At 60.6% G+C, this 24,633-nt stretch carries 25 protein-coding genes; 14 read left to right on the forward strand and 11 right to left on the reverse strand.

The window, feature by feature from the left end:
* Positions 1-87 precede the first annotated feature (87 nt).
* Positions 88-522 carry a rhodanese-like domain-containing protein gene (locus ACZ5VE_RS00980; RefSeq protein ID WP_464456226.1) on the forward strand — a complete coding sequence of 145 codons (435 nt, stop codon included), beginning with the start codon at positions 88-90 and terminating at the stop codon, positions 520-522.
* Positions 523-589: 67 nt separating this feature from the next.
* A complete protein-coding gene (locus tag ACZ5VE_RS00985; protein WP_464456227.1) occupies positions 590-1,912 on the forward strand; it encodes an acetylornithine deacetylase/succinyl-diaminopimelate desuccinylase family protein in 1,323 nt (440 codons plus the stop codon).
* 3 nt (positions 1,913-1,915) lie between these two features.
* Here the strand turns inward: ACZ5VE_RS00985 and ACZ5VE_RS00990 are convergent, their stop codons facing one another.
* Positions 1,916-3,370 (reverse strand): amidase, encoded by a 1,455-nt coding sequence (locus tag ACZ5VE_RS00990; protein WP_464456228.1) that lies wholly within the window; start codon positions 3,368-3,370, stop codon positions 1,916-1,918.
* 12 nt (positions 3,371-3,382) lie between these two features.
* Here ACZ5VE_RS00990 and ACZ5VE_RS00995 point away from each other — a divergent pair, with 12 nt between their 5' ends.
* A complete protein-coding gene (locus ACZ5VE_RS00995; protein WP_464456229.1) occupies positions 3,383-4,150 on the forward strand; it encodes a type III pantothenate kinase in 768 nt (255 codons plus the stop codon).
* Positions 4,151-4,200: 50 nt separating this feature from the next.
* On the opposite strand, the gene ACZ5VE_RS01000 is transcribed toward ACZ5VE_RS00995, so the two are convergent.
* Together ACZ5VE_RS01000 and ACZ5VE_RS01005 are read right to left on the reverse strand one after the other, a co-directional pair.
* The gene (locus ACZ5VE_RS01000) at positions 4,201-4,866 is read right to left on the reverse strand and encodes a TetR/AcrR family transcriptional regulator (RefSeq protein WP_464456230.1); all 666 of its coding nucleotides are present in this window, start codon (positions 4,864-4,866) and stop codon (positions 4,201-4,203) included.
* A 22-nt stretch (positions 4,867-4,888) separates the two neighbouring features.
* Entirely contained in the window at positions 4,889-5,383 is a 495-nt protein-coding gene (locus ACZ5VE_RS01005) for a phasin family protein (protein ID WP_464456231.1), read from the reverse strand.
* A 110-nt stretch (positions 5,384-5,493) separates the two neighbouring features.
* On the opposite strand from ACZ5VE_RS01005, the gene rfbB reads away from it, so the two are divergent.
* From rfbB to ACZ5VE_RS01040, 7 genes are all read left to right on the forward strand, one after another.
* Positions 5,494-6,603, forward strand: coding sequence for a dTDP-glucose 4,6-dehydratase (rfbB, locus tag ACZ5VE_RS01010; protein WP_464456232.1), 1,110 nt, complete (start codon positions 5,494-5,496; stop codon positions 6,601-6,603).
* Positions 6,600-7,490, forward strand: coding sequence for a dTDP-4-dehydrorhamnose reductase (gene rfbD, locus ACZ5VE_RS01015; RefSeq protein ID WP_464456233.1), 891 nt, complete (start codon positions 6,600-6,602; stop codon positions 7,488-7,490). The genes rfbB and rfbD overlap by 4 nt, the downstream gene beginning before the upstream one ends.
* Before the next feature lie 59 nt (positions 7,491-7,549).
* Positions 7,550-8,449: an acetylglutamate kinase gene (gene argB, locus ACZ5VE_RS01020; RefSeq protein WP_464456234.1), complete on the forward strand. Its 900-nt coding sequence runs from the start codon at positions 7,550-7,552 to the stop codon at positions 8,447-8,449.
* A gap of 49 nt (positions 8,450-8,498) precedes the next feature.
* A complete protein-coding gene (gene slmA / locus ACZ5VE_RS01025) occupies positions 8,499-9,122 on the forward strand; it encodes a nucleoid occlusion factor SlmA (protein ID WP_464456235.1) in 624 nt (207 codons plus the stop codon).
* 101 nt (positions 9,123-9,223) lie between these two features.
* Complete coding sequence (locus ACZ5VE_RS01030) at positions 9,224-9,496, forward strand: helix-turn-helix domain-containing protein (RefSeq protein WP_464456236.1); 273 nt, start codon at positions 9,224-9,226, stop codon at positions 9,494-9,496.
* Entirely contained in the window at positions 9,486-10,718 is a 1,233-nt protein-coding gene (locus ACZ5VE_RS01035; protein ID WP_464456237.1) for a type II toxin-antitoxin system HipA family toxin, read from the forward strand. Before ACZ5VE_RS01030 ends, ACZ5VE_RS01035 begins: the two co-directional genes overlap by 11 nt.
* Positions 10,719-10,887: 169 nt before the next feature.
* Positions 10,888-11,508 carry a glutathione S-transferase family protein gene (locus ACZ5VE_RS01040; RefSeq protein WP_464456238.1) on the forward strand — a complete coding sequence of 207 codons (621 nt, stop codon included), beginning with the start codon at positions 10,888-10,890 and terminating at the stop codon, positions 11,506-11,508.
* A gap of 149 nt (positions 11,509-11,657) precedes the next feature.
* Here ACZ5VE_RS01040 and manD read toward each other — a convergent pair whose 3' ends face one another.
* From manD to ACZ5VE_RS01080, 8 genes are all read right to left on the reverse strand, one after another.
* Positions 11,658-12,869, reverse strand: a complete 1,212-nt coding sequence (gene manD, locus ACZ5VE_RS01045) for a D-mannonate dehydratase ManD (protein ID WP_464456239.1) — start codon at positions 12,867-12,869, stop codon at positions 11,658-11,660.
* A 17-nt stretch (positions 12,870-12,886) separates the two neighbouring features.
* A complete protein-coding gene (locus ACZ5VE_RS01050) occupies positions 12,887-14,305 on the reverse strand; it encodes a mannitol dehydrogenase family protein (RefSeq protein ID WP_464456240.1) in 1,419 nt (472 codons plus the stop codon).
* A gap of 251 nt (positions 14,306-14,556) precedes the next feature.
* Entirely contained in the window at positions 14,557-15,618 is a 1,062-nt protein-coding gene (locus ACZ5VE_RS01055) for a malate/lactate/ureidoglycolate dehydrogenase (protein WP_464456241.1), read from the reverse strand.
* Between the two features lie 51 nt (positions 15,619-15,669).
* Entirely contained in the window at positions 15,670-17,196 is a 1,527-nt protein-coding gene (locus ACZ5VE_RS01060) for a UxaA family hydrolase (protein ID WP_464456242.1), read from the reverse strand.
* Between the two features lie 9 nt (positions 17,197-17,205).
* The gene (locus tag ACZ5VE_RS01065; protein ID WP_464456243.1) at positions 17,206-18,600 is read right to left on the reverse strand and encodes a TRAP transporter large permease; all 1,395 of its coding nucleotides are present in this window, start codon (positions 18,598-18,600) and stop codon (positions 17,206-17,208) included.
* A gap of 22 nt (positions 18,601-18,622) precedes the next feature.
* Positions 18,623-19,198, reverse strand: a complete 576-nt coding sequence (locus tag ACZ5VE_RS01070; protein WP_464456244.1) for a TRAP transporter small permease — start codon at positions 19,196-19,198, stop codon at positions 18,623-18,625.
* A 70-nt stretch (positions 19,199-19,268) separates the two neighbouring features.
* A complete protein-coding gene (locus tag ACZ5VE_RS01075) occupies positions 19,269-20,258 on the reverse strand; it encodes a sialic acid TRAP transporter substrate-binding protein SiaP (protein ID WP_464456245.1) in 990 nt (329 codons plus the stop codon).
* Positions 20,259-20,322: 64 nt separating this feature from the next.
* A complete protein-coding gene (locus ACZ5VE_RS01080; protein ID WP_464456246.1) occupies positions 20,323-21,045 on the reverse strand; it encodes a FadR/GntR family transcriptional regulator in 723 nt (240 codons plus the stop codon).
* A gap of 218 nt (positions 21,046-21,263) precedes the next feature.
* Between ACZ5VE_RS01080 and ACZ5VE_RS01085 the strand changes: the two genes are divergently transcribed.
* From ACZ5VE_RS01085 to ACZ5VE_RS01100, 4 genes are all read left to right on the forward strand, one after another.
* Positions 21,264-22,013: an SDR family oxidoreductase gene (locus tag ACZ5VE_RS01085; RefSeq protein ID WP_464456247.1), complete on the forward strand. Its 750-nt coding sequence runs from the start codon at positions 21,264-21,266 to the stop codon at positions 22,011-22,013.
* Between the two features lie 29 nt (positions 22,014-22,042).
* Entirely contained in the window at positions 22,043-22,801 is a 759-nt protein-coding gene (locus tag ACZ5VE_RS01090; RefSeq protein WP_464456248.1) for an SDR family NAD(P)-dependent oxidoreductase, read from the forward strand.
* Positions 22,802-22,824: 23 nt separating this feature from the next.
* On the forward strand, positions 22,825-23,688 hold the full coding sequence (locus ACZ5VE_RS01095; protein WP_464456249.1) for a fumarylacetoacetate hydrolase family protein: 864 nt from the start codon (positions 22,825-22,827) through the stop codon (positions 23,686-23,688).
* Between the two features lie 180 nt (positions 23,689-23,868).
* On the forward strand, positions 23,869-24,618 hold the full coding sequence (locus ACZ5VE_RS01100) for a TetR/AcrR family transcriptional regulator (protein ID WP_464456250.1): 750 nt from the start codon (positions 23,869-23,871) through the stop codon (positions 24,616-24,618).
* Positions 24,619-24,633 lie beyond the last annotated feature (15 nt).

Genomic DNA, 24,633 nt, shown 5'->3' on the forward strand with positions numbered 1-24,633 from the left:
CTTTCCTGTCACTGACGACCGGATTTGAAGCGATAGGGACCCAAAAAGTTATCATTCACGCCTGTTTCAGCCCCACAGGACACCCCCATGAATGCGCCTCAAGCCTCTTTGCCGTCCGGTGTACATCCCGCAGCGGGTTACGCCGGTGACCTCAGCCCTGCGTTGGCGTGGGCTTGGGTGCAGTCGGGCGAGGCCGAACTGGTCGATGTGCGCAGCGATGCCGAGCGTACCTGGGTGGGTTTTGTGCCGGGTGCCCATGCGCTGGCCTGGAAGCAGTGGCCGGGCATGGCCATGAACCCCGAATTCGATGCCGGTGTGCAGGCCCTGGGCGCGGGGGGCAAAAAACTGGTGTTGTTGTGCCGCAGCGGCGTGCGATCCATCGCTGCAGCCCAGCGCGCCACCGAATTGGGGCTGCAGGCGTACAACATTCTGGAAGGCTTTGAGGGTGACCCGGATGATGCGGCCCACCGGGGCATGGTGGGCGGTTGGCGTTTTCACGGGCTGCCTTGGCAACAAAACTGATGGTGCGTTGGGGCTGTTGAGCCCTTTGTGACTTCCTTCGCGTGGCGGCTGACGATAGACTGAGGCCATGAATACACCGGTTCAAAAGCTGCTCGAGCGCATCGAGGCCAAGCGTGACGAGGTCACCGCCCTCACGCAAGACCTCGTGCGCATCCCCACCGTCAACCCGCCGGGTGACGCCTATGAGGCCTGCGCCCATTTCATTGGCGAACGGTTGGCCAAAAAGGGTTTCTCGGTTGAATACGTGCGCGCCCTGGGCGCCCCCGGCGACAGTGACAGCCATCCGCGCACCAATGTGGTCGCGCGCTGGCAAGGTCAATCGACAGGCGAGTGCGTGCATTTCAACAGCCACATCGACGTGGTCGAAGCCGGTTCGGGCTGGACTTATGAGCCCTTTGGCGGGCAGGTGAACAACGGCCGTGTGTACGGTCGTGGCACCTGCGACATGAAGGGTGGCTTGGCGTCCAGCATCATCGCCTGCGAGGCCCTGATCGAGTCGGGTTTGCCGATTCCCGGCGCTCTGGAAATCAGCGGCACGGTGGACGAAGAATCCGGCGGCTTTGCGGGTGTGGGCTACCTGGCCGAGCGTGGTTATTTCAGCAAGCCGCGTGTTCACCATGTGATCATTCCTGAGCCTTTGGGCGTGGACCGCATCTGCCTGGGCCACCGGGGTGTGTGGTGGGGCGAAGTCGAAACCCGGGGGCGCATCGCGCATGGCTCCATGCCGTTTCTGGGCGACAGCGCCATCAACCATATGAGCGCCTTCATCCATTTGCTGGAAACGCAGTTGCAGCCGCGCCTGCAAGGCCGCCGCACCGCCGAGCCGGTGGAGCCGCCAGGCGCACGGGTGAGCACGCTCAACATCAACAGCATCCACGGCGGGCAGGTGGAGCAGCACTATGCCAACGACGCGCGCGGCTGGCCCACAGCGCAAACACCCGCGCCGGTGGTGGCGCACAGCTGCCGCACAGTGCTCGACCGCCGCTTCATCGCCGAAGAAAACCTTGAGGCCGTCAAGCAGGAAATCATCGACATGCTCGACGAACTCAAGCGCACTCGGCCGGGCTTCGACTATGGCATCCGCGACATCATGAGTTTTGTGCCCACCGCCACACCCAAAGACGCGCCGGTGGTTGATGCCACAGCCCGGGCCATTGCCCGCGTGCTGGGCCGCGAGCCCAGCTACATCGCCAGCCCCGGCACCTATGACCAAAAGCACATCGTGCGTACCGGTAAGTTGCAAGACTGCATCGCCTACGGTCCCGGCATCCTCGATCTGGCGCACCAGCCCGATGAATACGTGGGCATTCAGGAGTTGGTGGATTCGGCCAAGATCATGGCGCTGGCCTCATTGGACCTGACCGGCTGGTCGCGCATGGTGGCGGGCTGAGCCTCAGACGCCGGGTGGCCTTTGGGTGATCATGGCCTGGTTGGCCATTTCGTAGGCGTGGGCCAGTTTCAGCAATTCCAGATCGCCCTGAGGTTTGCCGATCAAGGCCAGACCCATGGGCAAGCCGTTTTCGCCAAAACCCGCAGGCACGCTGATGGATGGCAAGCCCGCAAAGGTGGCGTAAATTACCACCTCCATCCAACGGTGGTAGGTGTCCATGCTGCGGCCCGCCACGCTGTGTGGCCAGCGCAAGTTCACATCAAACGGCCAGACCTGCGCGACCGGTATGGCCAACACATCGAACGTTTCAAACAACTGCAGCATGCTTTGGTAAAAGCGCGTGCGGCTGGCGCTGGCCGACATGAGCTGTGCGTCAGTCAATCTGAGCGATTGGTCATGTTCCCACAGGGCTTCGGGCTTGACCTGGGCGCGGTTGGCCGGATTGACCAAAAAGGGCGCGACACGCGGCCCGACCAAGGCCTGGCGCCAGACCAGCCAGGCTTGCCAGATCTGCTCTGGCGGCATGCTCAGCACCGCTTCGTCCATGGTGCAACCCATGCCCAAAAAGCTTTTCAGTGCTGATTGACACAGGTCCAGAATGCCGCTTTCCATGGGCAAATAGCCTTGCAGGTCGCCCAGCCAGCCGATGCGCTGACCTGTCGGGTCACTGTCCAATGGTCCCGCAAATGCGGCAGGGTCTGCCGTCAGGCTTAAAGGGCTTGAGGCATGTGGGCCCGCTTGCGTCGACAGCAGAAGGGCCAGGTCACTCACATGTCGGGCCATGGGGCCTTCGGTGCCCAGTTGGGCAATGAACACGTCTTGTGCAGGCCACATGGGCACGCGGCCTTGCGAGGGGCGCATGCCAAATACGTGGTTCCAGCCCGCCGGGTTGCGCAGGCTGCCCATGAAGTCCGAACCATCGGCCACTGGCAGCATGCGTTGGGCCAGTGCCACGGCGGCACCGCCGCTGCTGCCTCCCGCTGATTTGGTGGGGTTCCAGGCGTTGCGGGTGGGGCCAAACACCTCGTTGAAGGTGTGTGAGCCCAGGCCGAACTCGGGGGTATTGGTCTTGCCGATGACGATGGCACCTGCCGCTTTCATGCGCTGGGCCATGAGGCCGTCTTCGTTGGCCACAAAATCCTTCATGAGCGGAGAGCCCAGCGTGGTGCGCAGGCCTTGCACGTTGGACAGGTCCTTGATGGCCTGAGGGATGCCGTGCATCCACCCCATGGATTCACCGCGCATCAACAGCGCATCGTGCGCATCGGCTTGTCGCAGCAATAGTTCGCTGTCCATGCGGCTGACGATGGCATTGCTGCCAGGGTTGAGTCGGTCTACCTGCGTCAGTGTGGCGGCCATGACCTCGCGGCAGGAAACCTGCTTTTGGTGGATGGCTCGGGACAGCGCCTGTGCGCTCAGGTGGGGAATGTCATGAGGATGTGCGGGCATGAAAGTCATTATCATCCTGCCATGACCTTTTTAGCTCTTGACGTCGGCAACACTCGACTCAAGTGGGCGCTCTACGAGCGGCCACACCCCGATGCCGTACTGTTGGCCCATGGTGCGGAGTTTCTGGAAAACATTGACCGCCTGGCTGAAGGCCCGTGGGCCGATCTGGCCGAGCCTGAGCACATGCTGGGCTGCGTGGTGGCGGGTGATGCCATCAAACGCCGCGTGCAAGAGCAGATGGAAATCTGGGACATCACGCCCAAGTGGGTGGTGCCCAGTGTCTCTGAAGCTGGGCTGACCAATGGTTATGACCACCCCAGCCGACTGGGGGCAGACCGCTGGGTGGCCATGATCGGTGCGCGCCAGCGCATGTTGGCACTGGGCCAGCCGCCGCGTCCTTTGGTGGTGGTCATGGTGGGCACGGCCGTGACGGTCGAGGCCATTGACGCCGAAGGCCGATTTTTGGGCGGCTTGATCCTGCCGGGCCACGGCATCATGCTGCGCGCCCTCGAATCCGGTACGGCAGGCCTGCACGTGCCCACGGGAGAGGTGACGCCTTTCCCCACCAACACCAGCGATGCCCTGACCAGCGGCGGCACTTACGCGATTGCAGGGGCCTGCGAGCGCATGGTGCAACACCTGCGCGAGCACACCGGCCAAGAGCCGATGTGCGTCATGACCGGTGGTGCGGGCTGGAAAATGGCGCCCAGCATGTCGCTGCAATTCGAATTGGTGGACAACCTGATTTTTGATGGGTTGTTGGCGCTGGCGGCGCAGCGGTTCAGCTGAACTCTTGGAGGCATGGACGGCGCTAGTGAGGCGCACGTCTTGGCCATGTGTCAGCGATCCGGTGCGCTGTAAGCGGCCGTCAAACCTTGTAAGTGCGTTTGTAAATCGGTGCTGGCCATGTAAGGCGTTAAAAGCGCCAGCACATGCTGCGCACCCCGGGTCAGCGCCAGCCCTGCGCTGGCTGGCTCCAGGGCTTGCCGGGGGTTGCGCACATACTCATAGCTCAACCAATACGTCACCATCACCGACATGCTGGCCGACAGGGTTTCGATGCTGTCCGGGTCGATGCGCATCAGGCCCGCTGCGGCCAATGACTCCAGCATCAACCTGAAGGCGTGGGTTTTGCGTTCCAGCACCGCATGAAAATGCGTTTCTAGGTGCCGGTTGCCTGACAGCAAGTTGTTCAGGTCGCGGTACAAAAACCGGTGGTTCCAGACCTGCTCAAACAGCGAGTGCAGAAAAAACCAGGCGTCCTCGATGTCTTGCACATCCGGAGCCGCATCCAGCAGCCCGAGCATGGCGGCTTCGTATTGGTCAAACAAGCGGTTGACCAAGGCGTCTTTGGACGCGAAGTGGTAGTACAGATTGCCGGGACTGATGTTGAGTTCGGCCGAAATCAGTGTGGTCGAGACATTGGGCTCGCCAAACCGGTTGAACAGCTCCAGCGTGACCTCGGCAATGCGCTCGGCGGTGCGTCGGGGTGCTTTTTTGGCCATATCTGAAGGCGGGGTCTGTCAATCAGACGGATTTTCTGGCGGGCTTGGTGGCGCTTGCGGCTTTGGGCTTGGCTTTGACCGGGGTCGATGGGGGCTTTTTTTCCCCGGCTCCTGGCAATGCCGCCAGCTGCGCTTCCAGTTGGGTCACCCGGTCGGTCAGCATCTGGATGTCCAGCAGCGTGGGCATGCCCAAGCGGTGCAAGGCTTTGGCCACGCGGTCTTCAAACAGGTGTTCCAGTTTGTCCACCCGCCCGGAGGTTTGCTGGCCAAAGTCGCTGGCCATGTGGGTCAGGCGTTCGGTGGCTTCGTGCAGGCGCTGTTGTGCTTCGGCCTGGCTTTTGCGTTGAAAGGCCAAACCATCGTTCACCAAGGCTTCAATGGCTTTGCTGCCTTGTTCCTGGGCTTTGGCCATGGCACCCAAGCCAGCCAGCCAGACATGCTGGGCGGGTGGTGTGCTGCTGTCTTGTTGCGCGGTGGCGCTTGTTTTGTTGCGCGTGGAGTCGTTTGATTTGGCCATGGTGAACTTCCTGAACAAGGTGTCACTTTAACCTGCGTTCGTGCGCAATGCTTCTAAAATCGCGACACAGTGGTGCCGCGTCCCGCAGCACCCACCTGATCTGCATTCTCATGACCATTCTCGTCACCGGCGGTGCCGGCTTCATCGGCGCCAACTTTGTCCTCGACTGGCTGGCCACCAGCAACGAGGCCGTCATCAATCTCGACAAGCTCACCTATGCGGGCAACCCCGAGACCCTGGCCAGTCTGCAAGGCGATGCCCGTCACCAGTTGGTGCAAGGCGACATCGGTGACAGCGCTTTGGTCAGCCGCTTGCTGGCCGAGCACAAGCCCCGCGCCGTCGTCAACTTTGCGGCCGAAAGCCATGTGGACCGTTCCATCCATGGCCCGGGTGAATTCATCGAGACCAACATCGTAGGCACCTTCCGGCTGCTGGAGTCGGTGCGGGGATATTGGGACGGTTTGGTTGATTCAGACATTCGCGAGCAGGGGCTCGCTCCCACAGGGGCAGCTGACAAGCCCACAAAAGCGGGTTTTCGGTTTTTGCATGTTTCGACTGACGAGGTGTATGGCTCCTTGGCCAAGGACGAGCCAGCCTTTGCCGAAACCCACCGCTATGAGCCGAACAGCCCTTACAGCGCCAGCAAAGCGGCATCCGACCATCTGGTGCGCGCCTGGCACCACACCTACGGCCTGCCGGTGCTCACCACCAACTGCAGCAACAACTACGGCCCATACCACTTCCCAGAAAAACTCATCCCGCTGATGATCGTCAACGCCTTGGCGGGCAAGCCCTTGCCCGTGTATGGCGACGGCATGCAGATCCGTGACTGGCTGTACGTCAAAGACCACTGCAGCGCCATCCGCCGCGTGCTCGAAGCCGGGCGCTTGGGCGAGACCTACAACGTGGGCGGCTGGAATGAAAAGCCCAACATCGAGATCGTGCAGACCATTTGCAAACTGCTCGACGAGATGCGCCCCAAGGCCGACGGCAGCTACGCCAGCCAGATCACCTACGTGACCGACCGTCCGGGCCACGACCGCCGCTATGCCATCGATGCCCGCAAGCTCGAAGCCGAACTGGGCTGGAAGCCCGCCGAGACCTTTGACACCGGCATCCGCAAAACCGTGGCGTGGTACCTGGCCAACCCCGAGTGGGTGGCCCATGTGCAAAGTGGTGCCTACCGCGAGTGGGTGCAAAAACAATACAGCGCCTCATGAAAATCCTGCTGCTGGGTAAAAACGGCCAGGTCGGCTGGGAGCTGCAACGCAGCCTGGCCCCCTTGGGTGAGGTGCTGGCGCTGGACCGGCACAGCACCGACTTTTGCGGTGACCTGAGCCAACCCGAGCGCTTGGCCCAAACCGTGCGGGACTGGCGGCCCGATGTGGTCGTCAATGCCGCAGCCCATACCGCGGTGGACAAAGCCGAGTCCGAGCCCGAGTTGGCGCGCTGCCTCAATGCCACAGCGCCTGCCGCACTGGCGCAAGCCGCTGCCGAAGTGGGTGCGTGGTTGGTGCATTACTCGACCGACTACGTGTTCAACGGCCAGGGTGAGCAACAGTGGCAAGAGGGCAGCCCCACAGGCCCGCTCAGCATGTATGGACAGACCAAGCTCGAAGGCGAGCAACACATTGCCGCCAGTGGCTGCAAGCACCTGATTTTTCGGACCAGCTGGGTGTATGCGGCGCGGGGCGGCAACTTTGCCAAAACCATGCTGCGGTTGGCGGGGGAGCGTGAACGCCTGACCGTGATCGACGATCAGCATGGCGCCCCCACGGGCGCGGACCTGATCGCTGATGTGACGGCCCATGCGATCCGAAGCGTCCTCCAAAATCCGGCGCTGGGAGGCGTTTACCACTTGGTGGCCTCTGGTGAAACCACATGGCATGGCTACGCCAGCCACGTCATCGCGCAGGCGCGGCACATCCAACCCGAGCAGGGCTTGAAAGTGACCGAAATCGCCCCCGTGCCCACCACGGCATTTCCAACGCCCGCACAGCGCCCACTCAATTCGCGACTGAGCACCCACAAGCTGCAGCAAGCCTTTGGCTTGGTGTTGCCGCCGTGGCAGCAAGGCGTCAACCGCATGCTGGCCGAGATCCTCTGAAGGGTCACAGGCTTGCGGCACAATCCCCTGAACTTTGACTTTTCTTCAGAAATTTCGCCATGACCGATACCACTGCTGTCACCCCTGTTGCGCCGCATGACCAGGCCCAGATCCTGGCGCAGGCCATGCCCTACATCCGCAAGTTCCACGGCAAGACCCTGGTCATCAAATACGGCGGCAACGCCATGACCGACCCGGCCCTGCAGCAGGCCTTTGCCGAAGATGTGGTCCTGCTCAAATTGGTGGGCATGAACCCGGTGGTGGTGCACGGCGGTGGCCCGCAGATTGAAACGGCCTTGAAGCGCTTGGGCAAAAAAGGCGAATTCATCCAAGGCATGCGCGTGACCGACGCCGAAACCATGGAAGTGGTCGAGTGGGTGCTGGGCGGCGAAGTGCAGCAAGACATCGTGGGCATGATCAACCGCGCAGGCGGCAAGGCCGTGGGCCTCACGGGCCGTGACGGTGGCCTGATCCGTGCCAAAAAACTGCGCTTGGTGGACAGCCAGGACCCGACCAAAGAACACGACGTGGGCCAGGTGGGCGAGATCGAGAGCATCGACCCGTCGATCCTGACTTGCCTGCAAGGCGATGCCTTCATCCCCGTGGTCAGCCCCATCGGCTTTGGTGCCAACAACGAAAGCTACAACATCAACGCCGATGTGGTGGCCGCCAAACTGGCCACCGTGCTGCAAGCCGAAAAGTTGCTCATGCTCACCAACATCCGTGGCGTGCTGGACAAAGAAGGCCAACTGCTGACCGAATTGACGGCCAGCCGCATCGACGAGTTGTGTGCCGATGGCACCATCAGCGGCGGCATGATCCCCAAAATCGCGGGTGCGCTCGATGCCGCCAAGAGCGGCGTGAACGCGGTGCACATCATCGACGGCCGCGTGCCCCACGCCATGCTGCTCGAAGTGCTGTCCGAGCAAGCGTTCGGCACCATGATCCGCAGCCGTTGATGTCTTGCGCGGGTCTGCACGACCAGGCGAATTAAAAAGAGGGCGAGAGATGGCAGACCAGCAATCACCAAGTGAGCGGTTTTCTGACGACGAGGCGGCTCCTGCGCGCAAGCGCCCGCGCCCGGGTGAGCGGCGCTTGCAGATTTTGCAAACCCTGGCCGCCATGCTGGAGCAGCCTGGGGCCGAGCGTGTGACCACCGCCAGCCTGGCCGCCAAGATCGGCGTGAGCGAAGCGGCTTTGTACCGCCACTTTGCCAGCAAGGCTCAGATGTTCGAAGGCCTGATTGATTTTGTGGACCAGTCGGTGATTGGCCTGATCCGTCAAGTCACCGACCGCGAACCCGCAGGTCCTGTGCAAGCGAGCCGCATCGTGGCGCTGCTGCTGCAGTTTGCCGAGAAAAACCCGGGCATGAGCCGCGTGATGATCGGCGACGCGCTGGTGCTGGAGCACGAACGCCTGCAAGAGCGCATCAACTTGCTGTTTGACAAGATCGAAGCGCAGCTGCGCCAATCCCTCAAAGGCATGGAGTCGGCAACCCCCACAGCCGACGCGCAGTTGGTGGCCTCTTTGCTGGTGGCCTTCATGCAAGGGCGCTTGCAGCGCTTTGCGCGCTCGGGTTTCAAACGGTTGCCTTCGGAGCATTTGCAGGCGGCGTTGGCCAGGATTCTGTAAGCAGTTGTGGCCAGCCTCATACAGTATGAGTTGACAGAATAGCGGGTAATTCTGCAAGTCATAACTTGCAGAATTGAATTTTCATGGTTAATATGCAAGCCATGACTGACAATATACGATTGCCTGATGAACTGGGTCGCCAACTGCAAGCGCGTCGCGAAGCGCTGGGTCTGAGCAAGACTGCGCTGGCCGAAAAGGCTGGCAAGGTCCGAGAAGTCATTTACCGGCTGGAAGCGGGTGAGGAGTCCACGGTGTCGTCGCTCCTGGCTGTCATGGGCGCCTTGGGCCTGGTGATGCGCATGGAACGCTCAGGCCTGCCGACGGCCAGCGAAGTTGCTGCCAGGTTCATCGAAGAGGACGATGATGCTGCCTGAAAAAATCCGGTTGCTGAATGTCTCGATTGGCGATGCAGAAAACGCCGGGCAGTTGATCAGGGCGTCCACCTACGAATTCCGTTATGTGCAACCCCAAGCTGAGCAAGCTGCCGTGGCCTTGCTCATGCCCGCCGCGCAGCAGCTCACCTGGCAAGATGGTGACCTGTTTCCTCCAATGGACCAGAACCTGCCTGAGGGCGACTTGTTCATGAAGATTCGGGAACTCTTCCCGAAGCAACCCATGACGCCCATGCACATGCTGGCGCTGGTGGGTCGCAATGGCATTGGGCGATTGGGCTACAGCTTGCCCGATCAAGCGCCCATACCCATGCCCAGAACCTTGAGTAAAAGCGAATTGCTGGGCACAGCCTACACGCCAGAGGTGTTCAACGATCTGGTGGCCGCCTACCTGAGCACAGGCGCGGGCATCGCGGGCATGCAACCCAAAATCATGGTGCCTGACCGGCCCACCGTGCCGATTCCCTCCCTGATCGTGAAGGCGGCCAGCCCCGCATACCCAGGCTTGGCTGCTAATGAATTTTTGTGCCTGACGGCAGCCCAAGAAGCGGGTATCGAGACACCGACGTTCTCGTTGTCTGACGATGGGCAGATGCTGGTGCTTGACCGATTTGACCTGGTCGTTCATGACGATGGGCGGCTCGAGCGTTTGGGGTTTGAGGACATCGCGGCCCTGGCTGGGCTGCGTGTGCGCGATATCTTGTCTGACCGCAAGTACCAAGGCAGCTACCAGCGCATCGCAGAACTGTTGCGACAGCTCCAGTTGCACAGCGATAACCTGAATCGGTTTTTTGAGCAGGTCGCGTTTTCCATCATGGTGCGCAATGGCGATGCTCATCTGAAAAATTTTGGACTGCTCTACCGTTCATCCGAAGATGTTTGGCTGGCCCCGATGTTCGATGTGGTGACCACCAGCATCTACACCTACACCCAATACGCAGGCGGCCCCGAATTGGAGGACCGAACCCTGGCGCTCAAACTGTTTGCGGGCAAACACCACACCAAAGCCTATCCCACCAAAGATGAACTGGAAGATTTTGGCCGTCGCGTGTGCGGGGTCAGTCAGCCCAGCCAAACGCTCAAGCGCATCGCCCAGGCCATGCACAGCACCATGGAAAAAGCCAAAGGTGACCCGCGTGTGCCCCAGGCGTTGCGGGTTCAGATGGCGCAGGCTTGGGAGTTGGGGTACGGGTATGCGAAATAGGCTGCTCAGGAGTTTTGTTGGTTTTTAAACCTGAAAGTTCATACACGCTGCTAATGGAGACGGGTACTCGGTCAATAATGACCTATGACCCTTTTGCAAACGTGCTATTTCACGACGCGCCTGCAAATCGTTGAATTGCCACCGCATACATCTAAGTTAGGCTTCACAAATGCATCTTTTCGGTAGCACGGATTCAGGACACTCTTTTAAGGTCAAGTCATATTTACAAATGTCCAACCTCGATCACAGCTACGAGTGGATTGATCTGAGCGTGCCGCGATCCAGTAGGCCAGCGCACTTTCGCACTGTGAGCAAGTTCGATGAGGTTCCCGTCCTCATAGACGAAGGCCATACGCTCTGCCAATCCAATGCCATTTTGTTGTACTTGGCGGTGAAAACAGGAAAGTTTGGCGGGACTGCTCAAGAGCAGCCGCACGTTCTGGAGTGGCTGTGTTGGGAGTCCAATCGCATCGGCTTTAGTGTCCCAAATCTACGGTACGCGATGAGATGGGCCAAGCAACCTCCTGACGTGCTTAGTTACTTGCACAGCCGAGCCATCGCTGATCTCAATAGCCTGAACCGCACCCTTGATGCAACTGAGTACTTGTTGCCATCAGGTCCAACCATTGCAGATATCAGTTGCTCAGCCTATCTTCATTGGCTGGATCAAACTGGAATATTGATTGCTGAATATCCAAGTGTCGAACGCTGGTTGCGTTCACTTCGGGAGTTGCCAGGCTGGGTACATCCGAATATCGCACTACAACCGACTCACACAAGCGAAGCCTAATCCTACCTCTAGCGAGCTCCGCGCTCTGCATAGCTTGAATGTACGACCGCACTTGAGCAGAATCAGGACGGTATTCAGCCCAGCAGAGTTATTCCTCGCCTAAATCCCAATGACCCCTGACGCTGGCGGATTCAACTGGTCAGCGCACCTCACCAATTCCAAAGCGTCCCATCATGCTGCAGCCGGTTCACTGGCAGATAAGCCCTTTGGTACGGGTACTTGGCCGCCAGCTTTTCGTCGATGTCCACCCCGTGGCCAGGTGATTCGCCGCAGTACATCATGCCGCGCTCAAAGCGCCAGTCGTGTGGGAAGACCGAGAGCATTTCTTCGCTGTGCGGCATGTATTCCTGCACGCCGAAGTTGGGCACCCAGGTGTCAAAGTGCAGGGCTGCGCCCATGCAGACTGGCGACAGGTCGGTCGCGCCGTGGCAGCCGGTGCGCACTTGATACAGGCTCGCCAGATCGGCGATGCGCCGCAGGTGCGTGATGCCGCCCGCGTGGACCACGGTGGTGCGGATGTAGTCGATCAGCTGTTTCTCGATCAGCGTCTTGCAGTCCCAGATGCTGTTGAAAATCTCGCCCACGGCAATCGGCGTGGTGGTGTGGTGGCGAATCCACTGAAACGCGTCCTGGTTTTCAGCCGGGGTCGGGTCTTCCATCCAGAACATGCGCACCGGCTCCAGCGCTTTTCCCAGCTGGCCTGCTTCAATCGGGGTCAGGCGGTGGTGAACGTCGTGCAGCAAATGGATGTCGGGGCCCACGGCTTCGCGCACGGCTTCAAACAGGCCGGGCGTGTGGCGCAAATATTTCTCGGTGCTCCAGTCGTGCTCGCTGGGCAGGTTGCCGTCGGCGGGTTCGTACATGCGGTTGGAGCCGCTCACGCCATAGACCTTGTTCAGGCCCGGCACGCCGCTTTGGGCGCGGATGGCGAGGTAGCCTTCTTCCTTGTGGCGCAAGACTTCATCGACCGTCTCGGCGGTGTCGCGGCCGTTGGCGTGGCCATAAACCATGACCCCGGTGCGGCTGCGCCCACCCAGCAGTTGGTACAGCGGCATGTTGGCCATCTTGGCTTTGATGTCCCACAGCGCCGTGTCCACGGCGGCAATCGCGCTCATGGTCACCGGGCCGCGCCGCCAGTAGGCGCCTTTGTAGAGGTATTGCCAGATGTCTTCGATCTGCTGCGGGTCGCGCCCGATCAGGCAGGGGATGAGGTGGTCTTCAAGGTAGCTGACCACGGCCAGTTCACGGCCGTTGAGTGTGGCGTCACCGATGCCGGTGACGCCTTGGTCGGTTTCGATTTTGAGGGTGACGAAGTTGCGGCCGGGGCTGCAGACGATGACGCGGGCGGCGGTGATTTTCATGGCTCAGGCCTCCGTGTTCAGGTTTCTTGGGGCAGCAGTTGCTGAATGGCATGGTCCACACCGTGCTGCATCACTTGCTGGTGCCAGTGCGTCACGCGGGCGATCCATGCGGCGTGTTGTGGCAGGGCGTTGCCCCACAGGTCTTCGCGGGTCAGTAAGGCGCGCACGCAGGCTTCTGGCGTTGTGCGTTGGGCGGCACCCAGGGCCTTCAGGCTGTCAGCTTGCGGGTCGTTCAGGGCATAGGCTTGGCCTTGCTCGTCCACACCCAGGGTGTAGCGCACGAACACGGCCGCGGCCAGTGCGTGGTGTTCAAACGATGCGCCCTTGGCGATTTGCCCCAGCACCGAGGGGGGCCAGCGCTGCGGGATTTTTTGCGAGCTGTCGGTGGCGATCTGGTGCACGCTGTGTTTCAGATGCGGGTTGCCAAAGCGTGCGATCAACGCGTCTCGGTACTCGGCCCAGTCGCTGCGGCACAGGTGCGGCGCGACTTCGCGGCCCATCAGTTGGTGAACGAAGCTGCGGATGTGAGTCTCGCCAATGCAGTTGGCAATGTAAGGCCGCGCCGTGACGGCCCCCATGAGCGCCATGGCCGTGTGGCTGCCATTGAGCATGCGCAGTTTGGCTTCTTCGTAGCTGTGCACATCGCCCGTCACGCGCACGCCCGCGCTTTGCAGCAGAGCGGCATCCGACGGGTCGGCGAAGCGGTCTTCGATCACCCATTCCCAAAAGCCTTCGGTGCTCAAGGCGCAGTCGTCTTGCAGGTCCAACGCTTGTTGGGCTGCCGTCAAGACCTCTGCCGTGGCAGCGGGCACGATGCGGTCGACCATGCTGCACGGAAAGGCGCATTGCGCATCGAGCCACTGCAACAAGGCCGCATCTTGCGGCGTGGTGTCATTGGCTGGTATCGCGGCTTTGACCAAGGCCTGCAGCTTGTGGCCATTGCCTTGCAGGTTGTCGCACGAGGCAATGGTGATGCCGGGCAGGCCGCCCTGCTGGCGCAGGCGCAAGCCCTCGAGCAGCAATTGAGCCAATGCCGGGGTGTAGCCTTTTTCGGTCACGGTGAGCGTGACCCAACGGGTGGCGGGCGCGGCGATGGCTTGCACCACCGCATCGCGCTCGGTGGTGGCCACGCTGGTGTGCCACAGGGCACCGGGCACTTGCCATTTCACACCCTGAGCATCGGCCACGCGCACGGCATACAGACCGTCTTGTGCGCGCAGCTGGTTTACCAGATCGGGCCGCGTCATGCCCACGCCGTGGATGCCCCAGCGTGTGTCGCCTGCGGCCAAAAGCTGGTCAAACACCATGGCCTGATGGGCCCGGTGAAAAGCCCCTAACCCCAAGTGCACCACGCCGGGGGCGTGGGCTGTGCGGTCATAGGTGGGGACTTTCACGTGGGATGGCACCGATGAAAGGGTGAGGGCAGAAAGTGGCATGGTGGATGTGCTTTAAAAGAGAGGGCTGGGTGTCAACGAATGACCTCGGCGTTCTTTGTAGGAGCTTGCTCTGCAAGCTGATAAGCCTGCTGACCGCAAGCGTTCGCATCGTCAGCAGGGCTTGCTCCTACAGGAAATAAGGATTTCGCCTAAGGGGATTTGTAGGAGCTTGCCCTGCAAGCGATAGGCATGCGGATCGCCAGCGCTCGCATCGCCAGCAGGGCTGGCTCCTACAGGAAATCCATTCACCTTCAAGTTGTGGATCTCGCTTGGAGTTTGTGTTCGGATGCTTCGATCTCGGCCCAGGTCGCATCGTCGATCCAGATGCCGCTTTGCTCGCGTTCGGCGCGGGCGGCGCGTTCGGGTTCGCCCGCCATGTGCACGCCATCGCTGCCAGGGGCATCGGGGCTTTGGCGCAGCCAGTCGGCAAAGGCCAGGGCTTCTTGTTCAAACATCGTTTGCGTGCCCAGGCGCACCGGGTCGATCAGCATGGTCAGCATGCCATTCAACACCGCCCGTTGCTGGTCGGCTTCGCGGTGCCAAGTGCCGCCGCCGGTCAGCGCGCCGCCCAACAGTTCGCAGGCCACGGCCATGCCAAAGCCTTTGTGGTCGCCAAAGGTCATGAGCGCCCCAAACAGGCCGTTGGACTGCGGCACCACCACCACGCCGGGGTCGGTGGTGGGGTGGCCGTGTTCGTCAATCAGGTAGCCGGGCGGCACTTGCTCGCCTTTGTTGTAGGCCACGCGCATCTTGCCCTGCGCCACGCGGCTGGTGGCGAAGTCCAGCACAAACGGGGCGCGGTCGCCCATGGGCACGCCGATGCAGCAGGGGTTGGTGCCAAAGCGGCCATCACCCCCGCCAAAGGGCGCGACCACCGGGCGCGAGAGCACGTTGACAAAGTGCACCGACACCAGACCCTGGGCCACGGCCATTTCGGCAAAGTGGCCGATGCGGCCCAGGTGGTGCGAGCGGCTGAGCGCCACGGTGCACACGCCGTGCTGCTTGGCGCGCTCGATCCCCATTTGCATGGCCTGCACGCCGGTGATCTGGCCGTAGCCGCGCTGGCCGTCCAGGTTGAGCAGCGGCCCGGTGTCGAGCAAAACCTTCACGCCCGTGTTGGGCGACAGGCCCCCTTCGAGCACGGCGTCCACATAGCGCGGCACCATGCCCACGCCATGCGAGTCGTGCCCGCTCAGGTTGGCCATGACCAGGTTGTCGGCCACCTGCGCGGCTTCAGTCGGGGCACTGCCTGCTTGTTCAATGATGCGGGCGACTTTGGCACGCAGATCGTGTGCAGAAATGGTGTGGCTCATGTTCTTCTTAATCAGTTGGGGACAGAGCTAAAGATCTGTCCCGCAAGGTCATTACATTACCGCGCCGACTTGCCACGGAACAAACTCGTTTTGGCCGTAGCCGTGGCGCTCGCTCTTTGTGGGTTCGCCCGAGGCGGCGGCCAGGATCATTTCAAAAATGCGCTGACCCATCTCGGCGATGCTCACGCCGCCGTCCACGATCTCGCCGCAGTTGAGGTCCATGTCTTCCTGTTGCCGGTTCCACAACGCGGTATTGGTGGCCAGCTTCAGGCTCGGTGAGGGCGCGCAGCCATACGCGCTGCCGCGCCCGGTGGTAAAGCAGATCAGGTTGGCTCCGCCCGCCACCTGGCCCGTGGCGCTGACCGGGTCGTAGCCCGGCGTGTCCATGCAGACAAAGCCTTTGGCCTTCACCGGTTCGGCGTATTCGTAAACCGCCTGCAGGTTGCTGGTGCCGCCTTTGGCCACCGCACCGAGAGACTTTTCGAGGATGGTGGTCAGGCCGCCCGTCTTGTTGCCGGGCGAGGGGTTGTTGTTCATCTCGCCGCCGTTGATCGCGGTGTAGTTTTCCCACCAGCGGATGCGCTCGATCAGTTTGTGCGCCACTTCGGGCTTGACGGCACGGCGCGTGAGCAAATGTTCGGCCCCGTAAATTTCGGGCGTTTCGCTCAGGATGGCGGTGCCGCCGTGCTGCACCAGCAGGTCCACTGCCGCACCCAGCGCCGGGTTGGCGCTGATGCCCGAATAACCGTCCGAGCCGCCGCACTGCAGGCCGACGGTGATGTGTTCGGCACTGCAAGGCTCGCGGGTGATCGCGTTGGCGCGGGGCAGCATCTCTTCGATCAAGGCAATGCCTTTTTCCACCGTCAGACGCGTGCCACCCGTGTCCTGGATGTTGAAGACCTTGAGCGTATCGCCCTCACGCAAGCTGCTGTGCGCCAGCCAGGTGTTCAGTTGATTAGCTTCGCAGCCCAGGCCCACCAACACCACACCCCAGAAGTTGGCGTGTGTGGCGTAACCGGCCAGCGTGCGCTCCAGCAGCTGGATGCCCAGTCCTTCTGTGTCCATGCCGCAACCGGTGCCGTGGGTCAGTGCCACCACGCCGTCCACATTCGGAAAATGGGCCAGCGCTTGCGGGTTGTTGCGTTTAGAAAAGTGGTCGGCAATGGCGCGTGCAGCGGTGGCCGAGCAGTTCACGCTCGACAGCACGCCGATGTAATTGCGTGTGGCCACGCGCCCGTCAGCGCGCTTGTAGCCCATGAAGGTCGCTTGCTTGCGGGCGGGTTCGGGTTTGACGTCTTGCCCGATGGCGTAGTCGCGCTCGAAGTTGCCTTTTTCTGCGCCCATGTTCAGGTTGTGCGTGTGCACGTGTTCGCCGGGCGCAATGGCCTGCGATGCGAAGCCGATGATCTGGTTGTAGCGGCGCACGGGCTCACCCGCTGCCATGGCGCGGGTGGCGATCTTGTGGCCGGGCGGCACCAGGCCGCGCACGGGCACGCCGTCCACGGTGCTGCCGCTCATGAGTTGGGCCCGGGCAATGACCACGTCATCGGCCGGGTGCAAGCGAATGAAAGTGCTCATGGCTCAACCTCAATAGAATTGCTTGGGCAACCACAGCACCAGGCTAGGCACATAGGTGATGATCACCAAGCTGCCCAGCAGCGGGACCAGCCAAGGCAAGATGGCGCGGGTGGTGGCTTCCACACTCAGGCGTGCCACGCGGGCCAGCACAAACAGCACCATGCCCATGGGCGGGTGCAGCAGGCCGATCATCAAATTGAGCACCATGACCAGACCAAAGTGCACCAGGTCAATGCCCAGCTTCTGGCAAATCGGCACCAGGATGGGCACGAGGATGGTGATGGCGGCTGTGGGTTCGAGGAAGCAGCCAACAAACAGCATCAGTGCGTTGGCCAACAACAGAAACACCCAAGGCGTTTGTGTGAAGCCCAGCACCCATTCACTGATGGCGGTGGTCACGCCGGTGGCGGTGAGCATCCAGCCAAAAATGCTGGCGGCCGCCACGATGAACAACACGGTGGCCGTGGTTTCCACCGTGTCGAGGCAGATCTTCACGAACATCTTGAAGTTGAGTGTGCGGTACCAGAAAAAGCCCAAAGCGATGGCCCAGAAGCAGGCGGCAATCGCGCCCTCGGTGGGGGTGAACACGCCGGTGGTCATGCCGCCAATCAAGAGCACGGGCGTCATGATGGGCAAAACGGCCTGGAACTTGAAAAATTTGTCGGCAGCAAACAGCACGAACAAGGCGGCAAATACGGTGATCTGTGGGGGCGTGTCCATGGCCGTGATCAACCACCAGATGGACAGCGGCCAACCTACCACGACAGCGGTTTCAATCAAGGCCTTGATGACTTTGGGCCATTCGAATTTGACGTCCGCACCCCAGCCGTTTTTGTGTGCAAAAAAAGCCACCGTGAGCATCATCAACACAGCCATCAGGATGCCGGGCAAGATGCCTGCAAGGAACAGGGCCCCCACCGACACGTTCGCCATCATGCCGTAGATCACAAAGGGCAGGCTGGGCGGGATGATGGGGCCGAGCGTGGCCGATGCGGCCGTGACGCCCACGGCAAATTCGGTGCTGTAGCCATGGTCTTTCATGGCCTTGATCTCGATGGTGCCCAGGCCTGCCGCATCGGCAATGGCGGTGCCGCTCATGCCTGCAAACACGACCGAGCCAACCACGTTGACGTGGCCCAAACCACCCTTGAGCCAGCCCACCAGGGCCAGCGCGTAGTTGTAAATGCGGTTGGTGATGCCCGCGTTGTTCATCAGGTTGCCGGCCAGAATGAAAAACGGCACGGCCAAGAGCGGAAAGCTGTCAATGCCCGAGACCATGCGGTGGATCACCACAAAAGGCGGCGAGCTTTCAACAAAAAACAAATAGAGCAAGGACGCACCCGCCATGGCAATCGCCACCGGAATGCCGCCACTCATGAGAATGAGAAAAAGAATCTTCAACATGGGGGAACTTTCTAAAGGCGTTTCAGCGGTCGGTCATTTCGGACTCGGGGCGTTGCAGCACGGTGTAGCCGCGCTGCCAATGCACGCGCGCCACCCAGATGGCACGCAGGCACATGGCGGCAAAGCCAGCCATCACCACGCCATAGACCAGGTTCATGGGCAGGTCGATGATGGTCATCTTGTAGCTGCCCAGCTTGTCCATCATCTGGCCGGTCAACACGGTGGCTGCCGCAAAAAATGCGATGCGCATCACATCGACCACAGTGGCCATGGCACGTGACAGCCAGTCGGGCATGAAGTGGTAAAAGAAGTCGACTTGGATGTGGTTGTTCTTGGCCACACCGATCGTGGCACCTGTGAACACGGTGGCGATCAACATGTAGCGGGCAATCTCTTCCGTCCATGAGGCTGAGTTGTTCATCACATAGCGTGTGATGAATTGGTAAAAGACCGTGACACCCAGCGCCCAGAAAAAGGCCAAAGCCACCCAGGCTTCGATGGGGGTGTCGGACAGGTCCACGTTGTCATCGGTGGCGTGGAACTGGCCATCGTCACCCATGACTTTGGGCATGGCATCCAGATCGGGAAGTTCGCTCATTTTGAGTCCTTGAATTCGAGAAGCTCTGCAGATCAACACTCAAAGAGCCTGACCTGCAGAGCAAAGGGGCTTACTTGGCGGCCTGGATCTTGTCGAAGTCGGCGCGGGTGAAGCCCATGGACTCCAATGGTGCGTTTTTCAGCACAGCGTCCTGGAAGGTCTTGCGGTCCACCTGCACGATTTGCAGGCCTTTTTTCTTGAACTCGTCGACCAGTTCGGCTTCACGCTTCTTGATCTTGGCCGTCGAGCGGTTGGCCGCTTCCTGCGTCACTTCGGTGAACATCTTTTTCTCGGCATCGCTCAGCTTGTTCCACAGGTGTGGTGCCACCTGGGTGGTCAGGCCGTCCACGATGTGACCGGTCATCATGATGGCCTTTTGCACTTCGTAGAACTTCTTGGCTTCGATGGTGGTCAGCGGGTTTTCTTGTGCTTCCACGGTCCCGTTTTGCAAGGCCAAATACACCTCGGCAAAAGCGATGGGTGTGGGGTTGGCGCCGCACGACTTGGGTGTGGCGGTGTAGGCGGGCACATCGGGCACGCGGATCTTCAGGCCCTTCATGCCCTCGCAGGTGGTGAAGGCTTTTTGCGCGGTGGTGTGGCGTGCGCCATAGTAGGTGTAGGCCGTGATCTGGATACCGGTTTTGGCGCGGTATTCGGCAGCCATTTCCTGGAACACACCGCTCTTGGAGTAAGCGATCAGGTGGTCGCCGTCACGGAAGATGAAGGGGTAGTAAGCGATGCCCAGACGTGGATAGGTGCGCGCGGCAAACGAGGTGCCGCTGATGATCATGTCCACCGTACCCAGAGTCAGGCCTTGGTTGATGTCGGTTTCTTTGCCCAAGGTGGAGGCGGGGAAGACCTGGATGTCGAACTTGCCGTTGCTGCGTTTCTTGATTTCTTCAGCGGCCCAGACCGAGTCGATGTGGTAGGGCTCCGAGGTTTCGTAGGCATGTGCCCATTTGAGTTTTTGTTGCGCTTGTGCACCGGTGCTGATCAGCATCGAGCCGATCGCAACAGTGCCCAGGGCAGCCAGGGTTTTCAGGGTGAATCGTTTGCTCATCGTTGTCTCCTTGTGGTTTTGAAAATGGCTGACGCGAAAAAACTGCATACCCCTTAGCAGTCAGCTAACGGGCGGGAGCGCGGCGCCAGCTCGCGCTGTATCTTTTGTGGGCTTGTTTCAGGTGCTTTTGCATGGCTTTGCGAGCGGCGCTGCTGTCGCGGGCCTCGATGGCGTCCAGCACCGCTTGGTGCTCTGCAATGGCTGCCTGCCAGGATGCGGGGTGTTCGAAATAGTCGCCCAGGCGCTCGAACAAGGGGCCGTTGCGGGCTTGCCAGAAGCGCTGCACGGTGTCGAGTAGCACGCCGTTGCCGCAAGCTTGAGCGATGCCTTCGTGAAAGGCTTCGTCGCCCCAACGGGGCACTTCATCGCGTGCGGCTTCCAATTTCATTTTTTGCAAACCGTTGCGGATGACTTGCAGGTCTTTCTTTTGCGCGTTTTGAGCGGCCAGGGCGGCCACTTCGGCCTCCACCAGAATGCGTGCGCTCATGACTTCGAGGGGGCCCCATTCCGCATGGGCATCGCTTTGGGCTGCGCCTGTTTTGTTGTTGAGCGGCTTGGTGCTTTGCACGTAAATGCCCGAGCCGGTACGCACTTCAATCATGCCTTCGACCTCCAGCGCAATGAGGGCCTCACGCACAGAAGGGCGACTCACACCCAGCTGGACGGCCAGGTCGCGTTCGGCCGGTAAACGTGAACCCACGGCGAACTCACCTGAGTTCATCAGTTGTCGAAGTTGTTCGGCAATCTGGCGATACAGGCGTTGGGGTTCGACAGTTTGGATGGGCATGCGGGAAATCAGGGATAACGTGAATTGGACAAGTGGTCAGACCAGTTGCACAATCATCACATGTTCAGAATTGAGGCGTCAAGTCATTTCACATCCGCACAAACCCGTGGTTCGAACCCTGATTTGAATCGCTTTGTGGGCGGGTGTCGCACCTGTGAAAAACGCCCAAATGCACCAGTCACGCCCCTCAAAATGGCACACACGGAGACACCGACATCATGAGACTCAAAGGAAAAACCGCGCTGGTCACGGCCGCAGGGCAGGGCATTGGCCAGGCCGCCGCACTGGCCATGGCCGCCGAAGGTGCGACCGTTTACGCCACCGATGTGAATGCCGAGCTGCTCAAGTCGTATCAGGGTGTGGCCAATGTGCACACCGCCGTGCTGAACGTGCTCGACAAGAACGCGATTGCCGCCCAGGTGGCCAGCATGGACCGCATTGACGTGATCTTCAACTGCGCGGGCTTTGTGCACAACGGCTCCATTGTGGAAGCCACGGACGAAGAATGGGAATTCGCTTTCAACCTGAACGTGCGTTCGCAGTTCTGGATGATTCAGGCCGCCATTCCCAAGATGGTTGCGCAGTTTGAAAAAGACGGGCGCGGCGGCAGCATCATCAACATGGCCAGCGTGTGCTCCAGCGTCAAGGGCTTGCCCAACCGCTTCATTTACGGCACCAGCAAGGCGGCCGTGATTGGCCTCACCAAAAGCGTGGCGGCCGACTTTGTGCGGCAGGGCATCCGCTGCAATGCGATATGCCCCGGCACCGTGGACACCCCTTCGCTGCAGGACCGCATCAACAGCTATGCCGACCCGGTGCAGGCGCGCAAGGACTTCATCAACCGCCAGCCCATGGGGCGACTGGCGCAGGCGGCAGAGATCGCGCCCATCGTCACCTTCCTTGCCTCTGATGAATCCATCTTTGCCACCGGCAACGCCTACATGGTGGACGGTGGCATGACGATTTGACGTTCCCATTTCAACAGAAGAAAGACCGCATGAATTTGCTCGACATGAAAGGCCGCCACGCGGTCATCACCGGTGCAGCCACCGGTTTGGGCTTTGCCATTGCACAGCGCATGCTGGCCTCGGGCGCGCGCGTCACGGTCTGGGACCGCGATGTGGCGGGCATGGCTAAAGCGGCCGAGCAACTGCGCCAGGGGCAGCCGGGTGCGGTGGTCAACACGGTCCAGGTGGATGTAGCGAGCCACGAATCGGTGGTGCAGGCCACCGCGCAAACCACCGCTCTGGCCGATGTGGATGTGCTGGTCAACAGCGCGGGCATCACTGGCCCCAACACCAAGGTGTGGGATTACCCGGTGGACGCGTGGAAGCAGGTGTTTGATGTGAACGTGCATGGCCTGTTCCACTGCTGCCGCGAACTGAGCGCCCACATGAAGACGCGCAACTACGGGCGCATCGTCAACATCGCTTCGGTGGCTGGCAAGGACGGCAATCCCAATGCCAGCGCTTACAGTGCGAGCAAGGCGGCGGTCATTGGTCTCACCAAATCGCTGGGCAAAGAGCTGGCCGACACCGGTGTGCGCGTGAACTGTGTCACCCCGGCGGCTGTGAAGACGGCGATTTTTGATCAAATGACGCCCGAACACATCCAGTTCATGCTGTCCAAGATTCCGATGGCCCGCTTTGGCGAGCCCGAAGAAGTCGCTGCGATGGTGACCTGGCTGAGCACCGAAGAATGTTCCTTTTCCACCGGCGCGGTCTTTGACCTGTCTGGTGGCCGTTCCACGTATTGATTTTTTACACACTGAGAGGTTTTATGAAACTCGTTCGCTATGGCCAACCCGGCAAAGAAAAACCAGGCCTGATCGACGCCGATGGCCGCTTGCGTGACCTGAGCGCTGTGGTCAAGGACATCACGCCTGATTTGCTCAATGACAAGGCACTGGCCAAGCTGGCCAAAGTCAAAACCGACAAGCTGCCTTTGGTGCGTGGCAAAAAGCGTTTTGGCACCCCCATCTCTGCGACCAGCAAGTTCATCGCCATCGGCCTGAACTACGCCGACCACGCGGCCGAATCGGGCATGCCCATCCCCAAAGAACCCATTGTGTTCACCAAGGCGATCTCCTGCATCCAGGGTGCGGACGACGACGTGATGCTGCCCAAGGGCTCCAAGAAGTCCGACTGGGAAGTGGAATTGGGCATCGTGATCGGCACCCGTGCCCGCCATGTCAGCCAGAAAGACGCCATCAGCCATGTGGCTGGTTATTGCGTGGTCAACGATGTGAGTGAGCGCGAATACCAGCTGGAGCGTGGCGGCAGCTGGGACAAGGGCAAGGGCTGCGACACCTTTGGTCCTGTCGGTCCGTGGCTGGTCACGCGCGACGAAGTGCCCAATCCGCAAGCCCTGGGCATGTGGCTCGATGTGAATGGCGTGCGTTACCAAACAGGCAACACCAAGACCATGATCTTTGGTGTGGCCAAGCTGGTCAGCTACGTGAGCCAGTTCATGACACTGGAGCCAGGCGACATCATCACCACCGGCACACCTCCAGGCGTGGGCATGGGCGTCAAGGTGGACGGCAAGCCTGCACCGGTGTTTTTGAAGCGCGGTGACGTGATGCGTTTGGGCATTGACGGCTTGGGCGAACAAACTCAGAAGGTCGTGGCCTTCAAGGCTTGATTCAACGGTATTGAGTGAAGCCTGACGGGGCCAAAGCCTCCGACCTGCAAATCACCTTGTGGGTCGGCGGCTTTGGCCCCGATGCTTTGATGCATCCCGATTTACCCTGACATGCGCAGGGTTTGTCGGGTTTGATCCGGTTTTGGTGCAAAATAGAACGGTCGTTCTTTTTTGTTGCCTATGTCCGATCAAAATTCTCCTCCTCCAGTTGAACGCCCGCCCGTGCCGGAGGCGGGGCGTCGTGTCCTGATCAAAGGTCAGCAAACCAAGGCGGTCATCATTGATGCGGCCTTGGGCTTGGCATCGCAAATTGGCTTGGATGGCTTGTCCATTGGGGCACTGGCTGAGGTCACCGGCATGAGCAAGTCGGGTGTGTTTGCCCACTTCGGCTCACGCGAAGAGCTGCAAATTTCGGTGATTCGGGAGTACCACGATCGCTTTGAAGCCGAAGTGTTTTATGCCGCCATGCAGAAAAAACGTGGCGTGCCACGTCTGCAAGCGATGTTTGACAACTGGATGGTGCAGACCTCCGCCGAAATTGACTCCGGTTGCATTTACATCAGTGGCGCCGTCGAGTTTGACGACCGTACAGGCCCAGTGCGGGATGCCTTGGCATCGTCTGTGACCACTTGGCAAACGGCACTGCGCAGAGCCGTTGAGCTGGCTCAAGCCGAAGGCCAGTTGAGCCAGGCGTCGGATGCGCATCAGATTGCCTTTGAGATCCACGGCCTGATTCTGGCGTTGCACTACGAGGCCCGTTTTTTACGCAACCCCGATGCCACCGAGCGTGCCCGTCGCGGCTTCTCGCATATTTTGGCCCGCTATGCCACAACCCCCATGTCTCAGCCTCTCCAGGCGCAGAGTAGGGCAGCCGAATCGCCCAAGTTGGTGGCTGTGCCCAAGACGCGGCGCAAGACCTCCAACGCTTGATTTTCAGTATTCCAC

The sequence above is a fragment of the Limnohabitans sp. INBF003 genome (assembly GCF_055396645.1).